12 protein-coding genes are annotated in these 16,252 nt (G+C 72.6%); 7 read left to right on the top strand and 5 right to left on the bottom strand.

Features of this window, described 5'->3' with window-relative positions; translation table 11 throughout:
- The first annotated feature begins 63 nt into the window (after positions 1-63).
- From ACZ52C_RS35615 to ACZ52C_RS35605, 3 genes are all read left to right on the top strand, one after another.
- On the top strand, positions 64-300 hold the full coding sequence (locus ACZ52C_RS35615; protein WP_220648762.1) for a hypothetical protein: 237 nt from the start codon (positions 64-66) through the stop codon (positions 298-300).
- Positions 301-2,421 carry a 4-alpha-glucanotransferase gene (malQ, locus tag ACZ52C_RS35610; protein WP_469078670.1) on the top strand — a complete coding sequence of 707 codons (2,121 nt, stop codon included), beginning with the start codon at positions 301-303 and terminating at the stop codon, positions 2,419-2,421. It begins immediately after the preceding gene.
- 204 nt (positions 2,422-2,625) lie between these two features.
- Positions 2,626-2,877: a hypothetical protein gene (locus ACZ52C_RS35605; RefSeq protein ID WP_451274120.1), complete on the top strand. Its 252-nt coding sequence runs from the start codon at positions 2,626-2,628 to the stop codon at positions 2,875-2,877.
- Between the two features lie 130 nt (positions 2,878-3,007).
- On the opposite strand, the gene ACZ52C_RS35600 is transcribed toward ACZ52C_RS35605, so the two are convergent.
- Positions 3,008-3,601 (bottom strand): TetR/AcrR family transcriptional regulator, encoded by a 594-nt coding sequence (locus tag ACZ52C_RS35600; RefSeq protein ID WP_469078669.1) that lies wholly within the window; start codon positions 3,599-3,601, stop codon positions 3,008-3,010.
- Between the two features lie 109 nt (positions 3,602-3,710).
- Here ACZ52C_RS35600 and ACZ52C_RS35595 point away from each other — a divergent pair, with 109 nt between their 5' ends.
- Positions 3,711-5,225, top strand: coding sequence for an FAD-dependent monooxygenase (locus ACZ52C_RS35595; protein ID WP_469078668.1), 1,515 nt, complete (start codon positions 3,711-3,713; stop codon positions 5,223-5,225).
- 99 nt (positions 5,226-5,324) lie between these two features.
- Here the strand turns inward: ACZ52C_RS35595 and ACZ52C_RS35590 are convergent, their stop codons facing one another.
- Positions 5,325-5,843, bottom strand: a complete 519-nt coding sequence (locus tag ACZ52C_RS35590) for a MarR family winged helix-turn-helix transcriptional regulator (RefSeq protein WP_469078667.1) — start codon at positions 5,841-5,843, stop codon at positions 5,325-5,327.
- 131 nt (positions 5,844-5,974) lie between these two features.
- Here ACZ52C_RS35590 and ACZ52C_RS35585 point away from each other — a divergent pair, with 131 nt between their 5' ends.
- Positions 5,975-6,985: an EamA family transporter gene (locus ACZ52C_RS35585; RefSeq protein ID WP_469078666.1), complete on the top strand. Its 1,011-nt coding sequence runs from the start codon at positions 5,975-5,977 to the stop codon at positions 6,983-6,985.
- A gap of 156 nt (positions 6,986-7,141) precedes the next feature.
- Here the strand turns inward: ACZ52C_RS35585 and pepN are convergent, their stop codons facing one another.
- A complete protein-coding gene (gene pepN, locus ACZ52C_RS35580) occupies positions 7,142-9,721 on the bottom strand; it encodes an aminopeptidase N (RefSeq protein ID WP_469078665.1) in 2,580 nt (859 codons plus the stop codon).
- A gap of 139 nt (positions 9,722-9,860) precedes the next feature.
- Entirely contained in the window at positions 9,861-10,889 is a 1,029-nt protein-coding gene (locus tag ACZ52C_RS35575; RefSeq protein WP_469078664.1) for an aspartate-semialdehyde dehydrogenase, read from the bottom strand.
- A gap of 356 nt (positions 10,890-11,245) precedes the next feature.
- On the opposite strand from ACZ52C_RS35575, the gene ACZ52C_RS35570 reads away from it, so the two are divergent.
- Both ACZ52C_RS35570 and ACZ52C_RS35565 read left to right on the top strand, forming a co-directional pair.
- Positions 11,246-11,776, top strand: a complete 531-nt coding sequence (locus tag ACZ52C_RS35570) for an RNA polymerase sigma factor (protein ID WP_469078663.1) — start codon at positions 11,246-11,248, stop codon at positions 11,774-11,776.
- A 1-nt stretch (position 11,777) separates the two neighbouring features.
- Positions 11,778-12,716, top strand: a complete 939-nt coding sequence (locus ACZ52C_RS35565; protein ID WP_469078662.1) for a hypothetical protein — start codon at positions 11,778-11,780, stop codon at positions 12,714-12,716.
- 105 nt (positions 12,717-12,821) lie between these two features.
- Here the strand turns inward: ACZ52C_RS35565 and ACZ52C_RS35560 are convergent, their stop codons facing one another.
- Positions 12,822-16,157 carry a S8 family serine peptidase gene (locus tag ACZ52C_RS35560; RefSeq protein WP_469078661.1) on the bottom strand — a complete coding sequence of 1,112 codons (3,336 nt, stop codon included), beginning with the start codon at positions 16,155-16,157 and terminating at the stop codon, positions 12,822-12,824.
- Between the last annotated feature and the right edge of the window lie 95 nt (positions 16,158-16,252).

The following is a 16,252-nucleotide window of genomic DNA, read 5'->3' as shown; positions in this document are numbered from 1 at the left end:
CTGGGTAGGGCTGGAGTACCCCGGACCCGCACCTCATCGCCGTACGACGACTAGGAGGCCCCCGTGGCCACGTTCACCCCCCTCCCGACCCAGGCCCGCTCCAAACGCGAGGCGGAGCCCTACGAGCTCCACGAGCCGCACGTCTGCGTCTTCAGCGCCGAAGGGCCCTGCGCCGACGTCCCGCTCACCAGCGAGCCGCCGCTCCCGGACGCGGCCCCGCTCACCAGCGAGCCGCCCCTCGCCGACGCGGCTCCCCTCACCAGTGAACCCACGTCCCACGGCGCCGCATCGGGGGTCTAGATGACAGAAGCTCCAGGGGGTTCGAGCCCGACGCCCGACACCCCGCTGGCCCGGCTCGCCGCCCTGCACGGTGTCGCCACCTCCTACAGCCCCTCCCCGGACCGTACGGTCGCGGCCTCGGACGCCGCGGTCGTGGCCGTCCTCGCCGCGCTGGACGTCGACGCGAGCACCCCCGAGGCCGTGCGCGCCGCCCTCGCCGCGCGCGAACGGCAGCTGGACGCACGGCTGTTGCCGCCCACCCTGGTCCAGTGGGCCGACGGCGAACCCCCCGCCGCGCTCACCGCCCTCCCCGACGGCACCCTGCTGAGCGTCGAGACCGAGCAGGGCGAGGCGCGCTCCACCACGCGGGAGCTGCCCCCGGGCGTGCACACCCTGCGCGCCACCGCCCCCGACGACCGCACCGCTGAAGCCCACCTGGTCGTGGCCCCCGCCCGGCTGCCCGCCCCGCCCGGCCGCACCTACGGTCTCCTCGTCCAGCTCTACTCCCTGCTCTCGCAGCGCAGTTGGGGCATGGGCGACCTCGGTGACCTCGCCGAGCTGTCGGCCTGGGCCGGCCGTGCCCTCGGCGCCGGATTCGTCCAGGTCAACCCGCTGCACGCGGCCGTGCCCGGCGCCCCCACCGACCCCTCCCCGTACCGCCCCTCCTCCCGCCGCTACCCGGACCCCGTCCACCTGCGCGTGGAGGACGTACCGGAGTACCCGTACGCCCTCTCGGGAGCCGCCAACGACTCGTCCGCCGACGACCGCGAACGCCTCGCCGCGCTGCCGGAGCGGGCCGCCCGCCTGCGGGAGTCCGTGCTGGCCAAGGGCGAGCTGATCGACCGGGACGCGGTGTGGGACCTCAAACGGCAGGCGCTGGAACTGGTGCGCGCCGTACCGCTCGGCCCCGGGCGGCGCGCCGCGTACTGGGACTTCCTCGCCGAGGAGGGCCAGGCACTGGAGGACCACGCCACCTGGTGCGCGCTCGCCGAGGTCCACGGCTCCGACTGGTCGCGCTGGCCCCCCGGCCTGCGCGACCCGCGCTCCGCCGAGACCGCCCGCGCGCGCGGCGAGCTGATGGACCGCGTCGACTTCCACACCCGCCTGGCCTGGCTCACCGACGCCCAGCTCGGCACCGCGCAGCGCTCCGCGCGCGACGCCGGCATGCCCATCGGACTGGTGCACGACCTGGCGGTCGGGGTCCACCCCGGCGGCGCCGACGCCTGGGCCCAGCAGGAGTACTTCGCGGCCGGCATGTCCGTCGGCGCGCCCCCCGACGCCTTCAACTCCCGGGGCCAGGACTGGGGCCTGCCGCCCTGGCGCCCCGACCGCCTCGCCGAGTCCGGATACGCCCCCTACCGGCGCCTCCTGCGCGCCCTGCTGCGCCACGCGGGCGCCCTCCGCATCGACCACGTCATGGGTCTGTTCCGCCTCTGGTGGGTCCCGCAGGGCGAGGCCCCGACCGAGGGCACGTACGTCCGCTACGACGCCGACGCCATGCTCGCGATCCTGGTCCTGGAGGCCGCGCGGGCCGGTGCCCTGGTGATCGGCGAGGACCTGGGCACGGTCGAGCCCGGCGTACGCGAGGCGCTCGACGCCCGCGGGGTGCTGGGCACGTCCGTCCTCTGGTTCGAACGCGACTGGGAGGGCACGGGCCGGCCGCTCCCGCCCGAACGCTGGCGCGCGAACTGTCTCGCCACCGCCACGACGCACGACCTGCCGCCCACCGCCTCCCGGCTCACCTGCGACCACGTCGACCTCCGCCACGGCCTCGGCCTGCTCACACGATCCCTGGACGAGGAGCGGGCGGAGGCGGCCGCCGACGCGGGGGAGTGGCTGGCGCTCCTCGCCCGGCTGGGGCTGCTGGACGGGGCCGGCGGGGGTGTCTCCACGACCTCAGAGGAGGCGCAGATCCAGGCCCTCCACCGGTTCCTGCTGCGCACCCCCGCCCGGATGGTCGGCCTCTGGCTGCCGGACACGCTGGGGGACCGCCGGCCGCAGAATCTGCCGGGGACGTGGGACCAGTATCCGAACTGGCGCCTGCCGATCGCCGACGCGGCGGGCCGGCCGGTGACGCTGGAGGAACTGGCGGCGTCGCGCCGGTTGCACGCGCTGGTGGACGTGCTGCGGGGCGCCCAGTAGCTCGGGGGTGCGGGTTGCGTTGGCGGGTGCGGCTCCGGTGGGGGGCGGGCCTGAAAAGCACGGGGCGCAGCCCCTGCTTTTCAGGGGCGCGGGGAACTGCGCGAGAAGCCCCACCCACCCGCACCCGCCCACGAGACAGGCACCCCCGAGCTATAAGGCGCCCCCGCCCGAGCGGAGCTCCCCCGCGTTCGTTACCGTTAGCGCGTGGACAAGAAGAACGCCCTGCGCGCCGGCGCCCTGGCTGCCGGTACGACGCTGATGATGCTGCTCATGTCGTCCCCCGCCCTCGCGCTGACGCCCGACGACGGCGACGACCCGGGCCCGGGCCTCAGCGTGATCGAGACGCTCGGCCTCTTCGTCGTGGCGCCGCTCGCCCTGTTCGCGGTGATCGCCGGCCTCGTCATGGTCCTGGACAGGTCCACGGACCGTCAGCCGAAGGCCAAGGCGAAGGCCTGACCGCCGGGCGAAGGCCTGACCGCCTCCGCCCCGCCCCTCTCGACACGTCTTCCGCGAGGGCACCCTCCGCACCACCGGTGCGCCGAGGGTGCCCTCGCCGCGTGTCGGCCCCCTCCGGAGGGAGAGCGGGCTACGCCCGGTGCGCCGTGAGGTACCGCTGCACCGTCGGCCCCATCCACTCCACGATCTCCTCGCGGCTCAGCGCCACGGTCGGCCCGAACCGCAGGACGTAACGCGTCAGGGCCAGCCCCAGCACCTGTGACGCGCAGAGCGCCGCCCGGGTCGCCGCCTGCTCGGGGCGCGGGCACACCTGCCGGGCGAGCGGCAGCAGCTGGTCCCGGAAGACCCCCTGCATCCGTTCCGCGCCCGCCTCGTTCGTGGTGCCGACCCGGAGCATCGCCGTGAGCATCTCGTTCTCCTCCCAGAGGTCGAGGAAATGGCTCACCAGCACCCGGCCCACGTCCCGCGCGTCGAACGCGCCCGGGTCCGGCAGCCGCAGATCGACGTCGAGCGCGGCGGCGTACAGCCCCTCCTTCGAGCCGTAGTACCGCATGACCATCGACGGATCGATCCGCGCGTCCTTGGCGATCGCCCGGATCGTGGCCCGGTCGTATCCGTCGGCCGCGAACCGTTCGCGCGCCGCCTGGAGGATCGCGTGACGGGTGGCGTCGGAGCGGCGGGGCGCTCGTGCGGAAGCAGGGGGCGCGGGTTCCGTATCGGTCATGCCAACAAACGTAGGCCAACACCTGTTGACAGTCCAGAGCTGCGTCCTTACGTTGTCAACAGGCGTTGGCCAACAATCGTTGGCCAACACACGTCGGCAGGAGGCCGCCATGAACGGCAAGCACGACGACAGCACCCCGCGCGACATCATCGTGGTGGGCGCCGGGCCCACCGGACTGCTGCTGGCCGGCGACCTCGCCGCCGCCGGTGTCCCCGTCACCCTCGTCGAGAAGCGCGAGCACCGGATCAGCAACCTCTCCAGGGCCTTCGTCGCACACGCCCGCACCCTGGAGCAGCTCGACGCCCGAGGCATCGCCGACGCGCTGGAGGCCAAGGGCCGTCCCCTCGACCGCATCGCCCTCTTCGGGCGCCTCTCCGTCCGCCTCGACACCCTGCCCTCCCGCTTCAACCACCTCCTGGTGATCCCGCAGTACGAGGTCGAGAAGATCCTGGAGCGGCGGGCGGTGGAGGCCGGCGTGCGGTTCCGGTACGAGACGGAGGTGACCGCCGTCGAGCAGGGCGGGGGCGCGGGCGAGGCCGGGGACCCGGACGGTGTCACGGTCGACGTACGGACGGCGGACGGCGCGACGGACCGGCTGACCGCCGCGTACGTCGTCGGGACGGACGGGCACCGCAGCGCGGTGCGCCGAGCGGTCGGGCTGCCGTTCCCGGGGAAGTCCGTCATCCGTTCCGTGGTCCTCGCGGACGTACGGCTCGACGAGCAGCCGGAGGAGGTGCTGACCGCGAACGCGGTCGGCGACGCCTTCGCCTTCATCGCGCCCTTCGGCGACGGCTACCACCGGGTCATCGGCTGGCACCGGGGCCACGACGTCCCCGACAGCGAGCCGCTCGAACTCGACGAGGTCAGGGAGATCACCCGGCTCGCGCTCGGCCGCGACTACGGCATGCGGGACGCCCGCTGGATGTCCCGTTTCCACTGCGACGAACGCCAGGCCCCCGCGTACCGGGTCGGCCGGGTCTTCCTCGCCGGTGACGCCGCCCATGTGCACACCCCGGCCGGCGGGCAGGGCATGAACACCGGCCTCCAGGACGCCGCGAACCTCGGCTGGAAGCTCGCCGCCGTCCTGGACGGCCACGCGGACCCGGCTCTGCTCGACAGCTACCAGGCCGAGCGCCACCCCGTCGGCCGGGCCGTGCTCCGCAGCAGCGGCGGCATCGTCCGTCTCGCGATGGCGAAGTCGCCCTGGGCCCTGGCCCTCCGTGCCGCCCTGACCACCGTCGTCAACCACGTGCCCCCGGCCCGCACCCGAGCGATCGGCCGGATCACCGGCATCGGCTACACGTATCCGGCCCCGCGCGGCGCCCACCGCCTGGTCGGCACGCGGGTACCGGACGTCGCCCTCACCACCGGCCGCCTCTACGAGTCCCTGCGCGGCGGCCGCTTCGTCCTCATCACCCCGCGCGGCACGGACCGGCCGGCCCTCCTCGGCGCCCGCGAGGACCGCCTCGCTGTCGCGGCCTGGACGAGCGACCGCCGCACCACCGTCCTGGTCCGCCCCGACGGCTACGTGGCCTGGGCGGCGGAGGGCGCGGACGGCGCGGCGGTCGAGGCGGCGCTGGGGGAGTGGCTGGGCAGGGCGGCTCGGCGGCTGCCCATCGGGTGACGGGCAGCCGGGCCGGCTGGGCGCGACTCCCCGCGAGCTCCCCGCGAGCTCCCCGCGCGACTCCCCGCACGGCTCCCCGGGTGGTGGCCCGATCCGGGCTCACGCCCCCGTGCCCACCACCAGCAGTCGCAACAGGTCGGCCAGTTGGCCGGCCTGTTCGGCGTTCAGGTGGGCGAGTGCCTCGGTCTGGACGGCGAGGCCCACCTGGACGGCCTCGTCGATCAGGCGCAGACCCTCCTCGGTGAGGGTGACCTGGAGGGCCCGGCGGTCGTGCGGGTCGGGGGAGCGGCGGAGGAGGCCCGCGCGTTCGAGCTTGTCGAGGCGGCCGGTCATGCCGCCGGTGGTGAGCATCAGGGTGGCGGAGAGCTGGCGGGGCGAGAGCGTGAACGGCTCGCCGGACCGCCGCAGGGTCGCGAGCACGTCGAACTCGCCGCGCGAGATCCCGAAGCGCGCGTAGGTCTTCTCCATCCGGTCGCCGAGGGTCCGGGAGAGCCGGTTGACGCGGCCGAACACCGCCATCGCGGTGGTGTCGAGGTCGGGTCGCGCCGCCGCCCACTGGTCGATGATCGCGTCGACGGGGTCGCGGAGAGGCCTGCCGGGCTCGGAACGCGGGTTCATGGGGTGAGTATCGGGCGCCGATGGGTCGGCCGCAAGAAAGTGGCTTGACGGAAAGTTGCTTAGCGCTAAGCTAATTGCAAGCAAGCTATCGAGCCCGAAGAAAAGGCCCTCCTCCGCGAAGGACGCGTCCCATGACCGCGCACACCGCGAATGCCACCGCGAATGCCGCGAACGCCCCGCACACCGGGAGCCGTCTCTCCCTCATCGCCCTCACCGCGCTCGCCCCCATCTCCTGGGGCACCACCTACGCCGTGACGACGGAGTTCCTGCCCGCCGACCGCCCCCTGTTCACGGGCCTGGTGCGGGCGCTCCCGGCGGGCCTGCTGCTCCTGGCGATCTCGCGCACCCTGCCGCGCGGTGTCTGGTGGGGGAAGGCCGCGGTGCTGGGCGCGCTGAACATCGGCGCCTTCTTCCCGCTGCTCTTCCTCTCCGCGTACCGGCTGCCGGGCGGTATGGCCGCGGTCGTCGGCTCGGTCGGCCCGCTGTTCGTCGCGGGCCTGGCGACCGTGCTGCTGGGGGAGCGCCCGACCGTACGCACCCTGCTCACCGGGATCGCGGCGGCGCTCGGCGTCAGCCTGGTCGTGCTGAAGGCGGCCGGCGCGCTGGACCCGGTCGGCCTGGTCGCCGCGCTCGCCTCCACCGCCTCCATGTCCACCGGGACGGTCCTCACCAAGCGCTGGGGGCGCCCCGCCGGAGTCGGCCCCCTCGCCCTCACCGGCTGGCAGCTGACCGCGGGCGGCCTGCTGATCGCCCCGCTCGCCCTGCTCGTCGAGGGCGCGCCCCCGGCCCTGGACGGCCGTGCGATCGGCGGCTACCTCTACCTCGCCCTCGCCAACACCGCCGTCTCCTACTGGCTCTGGTTCCGGGGCATCGGCCGCCTCTCCGCCACCCAGGTCACCTTCCTCGGGCCGCTCTCCCCGCTGACTGCGGCCGTGGTCGGCTGGGCGGCCCTCGGCCAGGCCCTCACGCCCCTCCAGCTCCTCGGCATGGCCATCGCCTTCGGCGCCACCGTCCTGGGCCAGCTCCGCCCCCGCCCCACCGGCCTCCTGACGACCCCGACCCCGACGGCGCCCCCGGCGGGCCGCCCCCGGCCGGCAGCGTCGCTCGTCGGTCGAGCCGCCCAGGACCCGGTCCGGCACTGACGAAGGCGCTGACGAAGACGGCGGGGGCGCCCGGTGAAGTCACCGGGCGCCCCCGCCGTCATGGACCGTCATGGACCGTCATGGACCGTCATGGACCGTCATGGACCGTCATGGACCGTCATGGACCGTCATGGACTGTCGTGGCAGAGCCCCTCGTCACTCCGAGGGCGCCGCCGCGTCCGCCTCCTGGGCCCGCAGGGCGCGCTCGACGCCCGAGCGGGACTCCGAGACCAGGCGGCGCAGGGCCGCGTTGGGCTCGGCGGCGCTCAGCCAGGTGTCGGTCTTGTGCAGGGTCTCCGTCGAGACCTGGACGGTCGGGTAGAGGCCGACCGCGATCTGCTGGGCGATCTCGTGCGACCGGGAGTCCCAGATGGACTTGACGACCTCGAAGTACTTGTCGGTGTACGGGGCGAGGAGGTCACGCTGGTCGGTCTGGACGAAGCCGCCGATGACCGCCTCCTGGAGCGCGTTGGGCAGCTTGTCGGACTCGACGACCTGGGACCAGGCCTCCGCCTTCGCCTCGGGCGTCGGCCGGGAGGCACGGGCGGTCGCCGCGTGACGCTCACCGGCGGCCGTCCTGTCGCGCTCGTACTCGCCGGCGATCTCCGCCTCGTCGTAGCGGCCCACCGCCGCGAGCCGCTGCACGAACGACCAGCGCAGCTCGGTGTCGACGGCCAGCCCCTCGATCGTCTGCGTCCCCTCCAGCAGGGCCTCCAGCAGGTCCAGCTGCTCGGGGGTGCGGGCGGTCGCGGCGAACGCGCGGGCCCACGCCAGCTGGTGGTCGGAGGCGGCCTCGGCCGCGCGCAGGTGCGCGAGCGTGGCGTCCGTCCAGCGGGTCAGCAGCGCCTCGCGGGTCGTCGGGTCGGCGTACAGCTCGATCGCCAGCTTCACCTGCCGTTGCAGGGACTGCACGACACCGATGTCGGACTCCTTGCCGATGCCGGAGAGCACCAGGGACAGGTAGTCGCGGGTCGCGAGTTCGGCGTCGCGGGTCATGTCCCAGGCCGAGGCCCAGCACAGCGCGCGGGGCAGGGAGGACTCGAAGTCCCCGAGGTGCTCGGTGACGAAGGCCAGCGACCGCTCGTCCAGGCGGACCTTGGCGTACGACAGGTCGTCGTCGTTGAGGAGGACCACGGCCGGGCGGCGCTTGCCCACCAGCTGCGGCACGGCGGTCAGTTCACCGTCGACGTCCAGCTCGACCCGCTCGTCCCGGACCAGCTTGCCGCTGTCGTCGTCGAGTTCGTACAGGCCGACCGCGATGCGGTGCGGGCGCAGCGTCGGCTCGCCCTTCGCGCCCGTCGGCAGCGCCGGGGCCTCCTGACGGATCGCGAAGGAGGTGATGACGCCGTGCTCGTCCGTCTCGATCTCCGGGCGCAGCACGTTGATGCCGGCCGTCTCCAGCCATGCCTTCGACCAGGCCTTCAGGTCGCGGCCGGAGGTCTCCTCCAGGGCGCCCAGCAGATCGGACAGGCGCGTGTTGCCGAACGCGTGCGCCTTGAAGTACGCCTGCACGCCCCGGAAGAACTCGTCCTGGCCGACGTACGCGACGAGCTGCTTCAGGACGGAAGCGCCCTTCGCGTAGGTGATGCCGTCGAAGTTGACGAGGACGTCGTCCAGGTCGCTGATCTCCGCCATGATCGGGTGCGTGGACGGCAGCTGGTCCTGCCGGTACGCCCAGGTCTTCATGGAGTTGGCGAACGTGGTCCAGGAGTGCGGCCAGCGCGAGCCGGGGGCGTCCGCCTGGCAGGCGATCGACGTGTAGGTGGCGAACGACTCGTTCAGCCACAGGTCGTTCCACCACTCCATCGTCACCAGGTCGCCGAACCACATGTGGGCCAGCTCGTGGAGGATGGTCTCGGCGCGGACCTCGTACGCGGCGTCCGTCACCTTCGAGCGGAAGACGTACTGGTCGCGGATGGTCACCGCGCCCGCGTTCTCCATCGCGCCCGCGTTGAACTCCGGTACGAACAGCTGGTCGTACTTCTCGAACGGGTAGGCGTAGTCGAACTTCTCCTGGAACCAGTCGAAGCCCTGCCGGGTGACCTCGAAGATCGCGTCGGAGTCCAGGTACTCGGCGAGCGAGGGACGGCAGTAGATGCCGAGCGGCACGCTCTGCCCGTCCTTCTCGTACACGCTGTGCACCGAGTGGTACGGGCCCACGATGAGCGCCGTGATGTACGTCGAGATCCGGGGCGTCGGCTCGAAGACCCAGATGTCGTCCTTGGGCTCCGGCGTCGGCGAGTTGGAGATGACGGTCCAGCCGGTCGGGGCCTTCACGGTGAACTGGAAGGTGGCCTTCAGGTCCGGCTGCTCGAACGACGCGAAGACCCGGCGCGCGTCCGGGACCTCGAACTGGGTGTACAGGTAGGCCTGTTCGTCGACCGGGTCGACGAACCGGTGCAGGCCCTCACCGGTGTTGGTGTAGGCGCAGTCGGCCACGACCCGCAGGATGTTGCGGCCCTGGAGCAGGCCGGGGAGCGCGATCCGGGAGTCCTCGAAGACCTCCGCCGGGTCCAGCGCGTCGCCGTTGAGGGTCACCTCGTGGACGGTCGGGGCCACCAGGTCGATGAAGGACGTCGCGCCGTTCTCCGCGACGTCGAAGCGCACCGTGGTGACGGACCGGTAGGTACCGCCCTCCTGCGCGCCGGAGAGGTCGAGATCGATCTCGTACGAGTCGACGCTGAGCAGCGCCGCCCGCTGCTGAGCCTCGTCGCGGGTCAGGTTTGTGCCAGGCACGCGGTCATCTCCTCGGTATGTGTGGGTTGCGCCATCCTTCCATGGGTCGACGCGGCATGGGACGGGGCGCCCCACCGGCATCCGGTGGGGCGCCCCGTCCGCGTACGGTCGGCCTGCCTGCTGCTGCTTCCCGTTCGGCTCAGCCGTTCTGCTTCTCGTTCAGCTCCGCCGCCACCAGCTCCGCGATCTGGACCGCGTTCAGCGCGGCGCCCTTGCGGAGGTTGTCATTGGAGACGAACAGGGCGAGGCCGTTGTCCACGGTCTCGTCGGCGCGGATGCGGCCCACGAAGGACGGGTCCTGACCGGCGGCCTGGAGGGGGGTCGGAATGTCGGAGAGGGCGACGCCCGGCGCGCCGGCCAGCAGCTCCGTCGCGCGCTCCACGCTGATCGGACGGGCGAAGCGGGCGTTGATCTGGAGGGAGTGCCCGGAGAAGACCGGGACACGGACGCAGGTGCCGGAGACCTTCAGACCGGAGATCTCCAGGATCTTGCGGGACTCGTGGCGGAGCTTCTGCTCCTCGTCCGTCTCGTGCAGACCGTCGTCGACGATCGAACCCGCGAGCGGGAGCACGTTGAAGGCGATGGGCCGCTTGTAGACGCCGGGCTCGGGGAAGTCGACCGCCGAGCCGTCGTGCGTCAGCTTGTCCGCGTCGGCCGCGACCTTCTGGACCTGGCCGTGCAGCTCCGCGACGCCCGCGAGACCGGAGCCGGAGACCGCCTGGTAGGTGGCGACGACCAGCGCTTCGAGGCCCGCCTCGTCGTGCAGCGGACGCAGCACCGGCATCGCGGCCATCGTCGTGCAGTTCGGGTTGGCGATGATGCCCTTGGGGCGGTCGGCGATCGCGTGCGGGTTCACCTCGGAGACCACGAGGGGCACCTCGGGGTCGCGGCGCCACGCGGAGGAGTTGTCGATCACGACCGCGCCCTGCGACGCCACCTTCTCGGCCAGCGCCTTGGAGGTCGCGCCGCCCGCGGAGAACAGGACGATGTCGAGGCCGGAGTAGTCGGCGGTCGCCGCGTCCTCGACCGTCACACCGTCGAGGACCGACCCGGCCGAACGGGCGGACGCGAACAGGCGCAGCTCGCGCGTCGGGAAGTCGCGGTCCTTGAGGATCTTGCGCATGACCGTGCCGACCTGACCGGTGGCTCCGACGATTCCGACCCTCACGGCGACTCCTTTGACGTGGCTTGTGTGTGTCTGCGGCATGACCGAGGCCTTTCCATCATGCGGTCAGCCCGGGTCCGCCTGTCCAATCCTTTGACCGGAACGCTCGCAGGACGGGACGGGCCCACCCCCGGCGCGGGAGCCGCTTCTTTGGCCGGCGCCCCCGCTGAGCTGGAGAAATTCGTCCTACGGCGGCTCCGTGCCGCAAGCTGTGCTGCCTCGACCCTGCCCACGTCACCCGGACGCACGCGAAGGTGTGACGTACGCCTCTGCACCCCGCCGCGCATGTCGTGCCGAACCCGTGAACGTTTCGGCCCGCGACGGCGTCGTAGGGGAAACGCGGGAGGGGAGGGGTGGCTGTGCTGCGCAGAAAGGCGCGCCACGTCGAGGGGGTCCGGGAGCCGGAGGACCCGCTGGACGCGGCCCAGGAGCGGCGGGTGAGGGCCGTGCTCGCGCTCGGCGGTGTGCCGCAGTCGGACCTGCTGGACGGGGTACAGCAGGTACGGCTACGGCTGCTGGAGCGGGCCGCGAGCGGCCGGGAGGCGCCACGGGACGTGTCCGCGTGGGCGGCGGTGGTCGCCTCCAACCTGGCGATGGACTGGCACCGCGCCAAGCGCCGCCAGGAGCGCCTCGGCGAGCGGCTGGCCTCGCTGCGCCAGCACGAGCACCCCTCGGACGAGGATTCCAGCGTGCTCTCGCTCGCCGTCGCCCGGGGCCTGGACGGGCTGCCCGACGCCCTGCGCCAGGTCCTCGTCCTGCGCTTCTACGCCGACCTGCCGGTACGCGGGATCGCCGACGAGCTCGGCATCCCCGAGGGCACCGTCAAGAGCAGGCTCCACTCGGCGGTCCGCGCCCTGCGCACCCGCCTGCACGAGGACGAGGTGGTGTGACATGACCGCCCGAGACGACAGCCGGCGCGACGCCGTGCCCGAGGCGCTCCCCGCGCACGACGAGCCCCCGTACGACGAGCCCCCGTACGACGGCCCCGCCTACGCCGGTATGGACGCGCTGATGGCGGCCCTGCTCGACGAACCGCTGCCCGAGGACGCGCTGCGGGACGCCGAGTTCGTGGCGTCCCACGAGGCGGCCGTCGCCGACCTCGCCCTGCTGCGGGAGCAGCTCGGACTGATCGGCGACGCGCTGGCGGCGCCGGGCGAGGAGGCCGTGACCGGGGTCGCGCCGGGGCGAGCCGGGGCCGCGCGGCCGGGGGACACGGCCGGTGCCGAGACGGAACCCGGGCAGGTGTCCGGGCCCGCGACGGCCCCCTCCGCGTCGGTGACCCCCCTGCCGTCGCGGCCGTCCCGCGCCCGGCGCGCCCTGCGGCTCACCGCCGGCACCCTCGCCGCCGCGGCCGCCGCCTCCGTCGTCCTCGTCATCGGCTGGGGGGCCCTCCAGTCCGGCAGCGGGGCGAGCAGCGCGAAGTCGTCCGACGCGGACGTCTCCAAGGAGTCCGGCGGCGACGCCGGGAGCCTGGACAGCGACAGGCGGGACGGGTCCGCCTCGCTCAGCCAGGAGGGGTACGTGGCCTGCGCCCGCGTGATCGTGGAGGGCACCGTCACCGAGGTCGAAACCGTGTCGGGGGGCGCGCAGGACCGGATCACGGTGGAGGTGGGCCGCTGGATCAAGCCCGAGAAGGGGGAGGAGCGGATCGTCTTCCCCATGAGCCAGGACGTCGACCCCCGGCTGGCGAAGGGCGACCACGTCCTCCTCGGCTTCCCCGGGGACAGCGCGCAGCCGGACATCTGGACCACGAAGGAGGCGGAGATCGCCCGGGAACGGGCCTGGATCGAGGCGGCGCTGCCGGAGTCGAAGAGGATCACGTGCGACTGAGCCGCTGAGCCGCTGAGCCGCCGGGCCGACAAGGGGGAGGGGCGGGTGTCCATGTGGACACCCGCCCCTCCTTTGCCTCGGTACCGCTCACGCGCTACCGGCGCACTACGGCGTGACCTTCTCGATCCGCACGCTGCCGGTGCCCGCGGCCGTGCCGCGCGCGTTCACCAGCTGCACCTGGCCGAAGAACTCCCGGCCGGCCGGCGCCTCGGCGGCCGCGACGACGTCACCGGAGACGGTGGTCGACTGACCGGTGCCGAGCTTGACGGCGGTGTCCGCGACCTTCACCTCGCCGAGGGCGGAGGAGAAGAACACGTCGCGGTAGTCGTACGCGGTCGACCCGGAGGGCACCGCGTAGCCGACGACCTCGATGGTGTACGTACCGGCAGCCGGCTTCGGGACGGAGACGGCCTCCTCGGAGTCGCCGTCCGCGGAGCTGGCGACCTCGGTGCCCGCGGCGTCGCGGACGTACAGGTCGAGGTCCGCGCCCGTGTCCGCGGTGTTGCCGATGGCCACGTCCAGGGACTCGGCGCCCGCGGGCACCTCGACCGTGGTCGTCTGGGTGACACCGGTGGCGATGGTCGGCCGGTCGGTCTTGGCCGAGCCCAGCGGGCCGCCCGCCAGCTTGCCGTCGACGGGGGCGAGGGCGTTGGTCACCTTCCAGGAGGCGGCGGTCGGGGTGCCGACCTTGGCCTCGGGGACGGTGACGACCTCCGGGTCGAAGCTCGCGCCGTAGACCGCGAAGTTCAGCTTGTAGGGGTTGTCGAGCAGCGGCGAGGTCCGGCGCGACTCGACCTCGATCTCCCAGACACCGGGCTGCGGGTTGGCGTACGAGCGCACGTCCGGCTTGCAGCCCCCGCCGTCCTGGAAGTTGCTGTAGCAGGTCAGCGAGCTGGTGCTCTCGACCGCCAGACCGTACGGGTGGTTGGCGATGAACCGGGTCTGGCTCTTGTCCTTCAGCCCGCTGATCGCGACCTCGAGGGTCTTGGCGCCCTCGGGGACGGTGATGAAGTACGACTTGAAGGAGTTGCGCTGGACCGTGCCGGACGCCGAGTGGGCGTACTTCAGCGGCGTGGAGACGACCACCGTGTTGAGGACCTGCCGGTCGATGCCGACCGTCTTCGGGTCGTCGACCTCCAGGATCGCGCTGCTGATGCCGGAGTTCTCCGGCTTGGCGGCGATCTTCACGGTGACCGGCTTGTTCAGCGGCAGGGAGACCACGTCGTCGCCGACGATCCGGAACGTGTCGTCCCGGTTGTTCTCCAGGTGCAGCTCGTGGCGGATCGCCTTGTCGGCGCCGGACGTACGGGTGATCGTCACCTCGTACGTCTTCTTCTGCCCGACCTTCAGGCCGCCCTCACGGTCGTAGATGCCGGTGCCGAAGCCCGGCGTCTTCAGCGCGAAGTCGATCGCGGTGTCGACGGGGGCCTTGACCGAGTACTCGTGCGCGGTCGCGCCCGCCTTCACCGACTTCCACGCGTCGACGATGTTCATCAGGCCCGCACCCTCGGCGTACGCCTGGACACCGCTGATGTGGTCGGCGGTCGAGGTCAGCGCGGTGCGCAGCTTCGCGGGCGGCAGGTCGATGCCCTTCTGCTTCGCGGCGCTGAGCAGCAGTGCGGAGGCGCCGGTGGCCTGCGGGGAGGCCATCGAGGTGCCGTTGAGCATCTGGTAGCCGGCCGGGAGCGTGTAGCCCGCCTCGGGGGCGATGACGCCCGGCAGCCAGGTCTGCGCGGTGTTCACCGCGGCGCCCGGCGCCACCAGGGTCGGCGTGAAGCCGCCGTCCTCACGCGGGCCGCGCGAGGAGAAGTTGAAGAGCTGGTAGTCCTTGGCGACCTGCGAGCCGTAGTTGGACGCCCAGGTCTCCTTGGAGATGGACGCGCCGACCGAGATCACCTTGTCGGCGAGGCCGGGGTCGCCGATCGTGTTGGCGCCGGGGCCGGAGTTGCCGGCCGAGATGACCAGCTGGACGCCGTAGGTGTCGATGAGGCGCGTGTAGAGCTCGGCGCGCGCGTTGTTGCCGTCGTTCAGCGCCGGGAGGCCGCCGATGGACATGTTGACGATGTCGACGCCGCGGTTGACGACGAGGTCGATCATGCCCTCGGTGAGCGCGATGTTGGTGCAGCCGGGGCCGAACTCGCAGGCGCGGGAGGAGACGATCTGCGCACCGGGCGCGGCGCCGTTCATCCGGCCGCCGAACAGGCCCTTCGCGGCGGTGATGCCGGCGACGTGGGTGCCGTGCTCGCTGGAGATCAGACCGATGTTGACGAAGTCGGCCTTCTTGCCGACCCAGTCGCCCCCGAAGGGGTCCATCGGGACGTCCTTGCGGTACTCGACGACGAACGGCTGGCGCTCGGCGACCTCGGTCGACGGGTCGTCGGTGCCGAAGTAGCCGATCTGGTAGCCGTCCTTGTACGGCTTCATCGGCTTGTCGTCGGTGAAGTCGAAGTTCTGGTTGACGTCGACGGTGACCGTGCCGGCCGCCGCGTCGTAGAGCACGCCCCACGCGTCGGTGGTGTCGCCGTCCCGGTTCACGTCACCGGCGGCGTCACCGGCCGCCGTGACGGACTCGCGGAAGGTGTTGACGGAGTACGAGCCCGCGGGCGCGGTCCAGGTCCGGCCGGCGTAGGTGAAGGTGGGCCCGGCGACCGAGTTGGTCATCGGGCGCCAGCTGCCGTCGCCGTCGACGATCGGGTCGGTGGACGTCACCCAGTCGACGATCTTGCGCTCGCCGGTGGAGGTCTTCTGCAGCGCGGGGTGCGCGAGGTCGACACCGGAGTCCAGGACGCCGATGGTGACGCCCCGGCCGTCCGCCTTCGGGTTCTGCTTCACGAAGTCGACGGCGCCCGTCTCGAAGGACGGGTTGTACGGGTTCTCGGCCGGGGTGTTCTTGCCCGGAGCCGGGTACGTCTTCGCCGCCGTGGCCTGCGACTTCGCCGCCGTGGCCTGCGACTTCGCGTCCTTGGCCGAGACCGGCGAGGGGTCGTCGAGGACGATCTCCTGGCGCAGGTCGATGCCCTGGACGGAGGAGAGCTTCGCGGCGGCCGAGATGGCCGAGTCGGCGCTCTTGGTCGGGACCGTGGCGCGGACGTAGCCGAGCTTGTCGTAGGTGCGGCCCACGGAGCCGCCCTTGACCGCGTCCAGCTGCTCGGCGACCTGTTCGGTCTTCCCGGGCGTGGTGGCGATCATCATCGTGACGTTCTTGTCGCCGTCGGCCTTGGCCTCGGCGAGCAGATCGGCGTCGGTCGAACCGAGCTTGTCGTGCGCGGACTTGACGCCGCCGTCCGAGGGGACGGCGGCGGACGGGTCGTCCGCCGAGAAGGCCAGGGGTATCGGCCCGGCCGCGGAGAGCGCGGCGACCAGTCCCGCGGCCACGGCTATGCGGGCCACGCGTCTCGCACCCGGGCGGTTGCCGGGGTGGGGGGTGAGGGTCATCAGCATCCCTGTAGGTAAGGAATTCAGGTGAGAACGAACATTGATGATCCGAGCGGCGGGTTCGGATCGGTCCGGTCCGTTATGCGGTGCCGGATGGTCGC

The organism is Streptomyces sp. NPDC034049 (assembly GCF_055575575.1).
The sequence above is the reverse complement of the archived record's forward strand: the minus strand, read 5'-3'. Positions and strand labels throughout refer to the sequence as shown.

Bases quoted from the DNA above. Each gene is read 5' to 3' on its own strand.
- ACZ52C_RS35560 (WP_469078661.1), bottom strand. From the start codon at position 16,157: ATGCTGATGACCCTCACCCCCCACCCCGGCAACCGCCCGGGTGCGAGA.
- ACZ52C_RS35565 (WP_469078662.1), top strand. From the start codon at position 11,778: ATGACCGCCCGAGACGACAGCCGGCGCGACGCCGTGCCCGAGGCGCTC.
- malQ (WP_469078670.1), top strand. From the start codon at position 301: ATGACAGAAGCTCCAGGGGGTTCGAGCCCGACGCCCGACACCCCGCTG.
- ACZ52C_RS35600 (WP_469078669.1), bottom strand. From the start codon at position 3,601: ATGACCGATACGGAACCCGCGCCCCCTGCTTCCGCACGAGCGCCCCGC.
- ACZ52C_RS35590 (WP_469078667.1), bottom strand. From the start codon at position 5,843: ATGAACCCGCGTTCCGAGCCCGGCAGGCCTCTCCGCGACCCCGTCGAC.
- ACZ52C_RS35595 (WP_469078668.1), top strand. From the start codon at position 3,711: ATGAACGGCAAGCACGACGACAGCACCCCGCGCGACATCATCGTGGTG.
- ACZ52C_RS35585 (WP_469078666.1), top strand. From the start codon at position 5,975: ATGACCGCGCACACCGCGAATGCCACCGCGAATGCCGCGAACGCCCCG.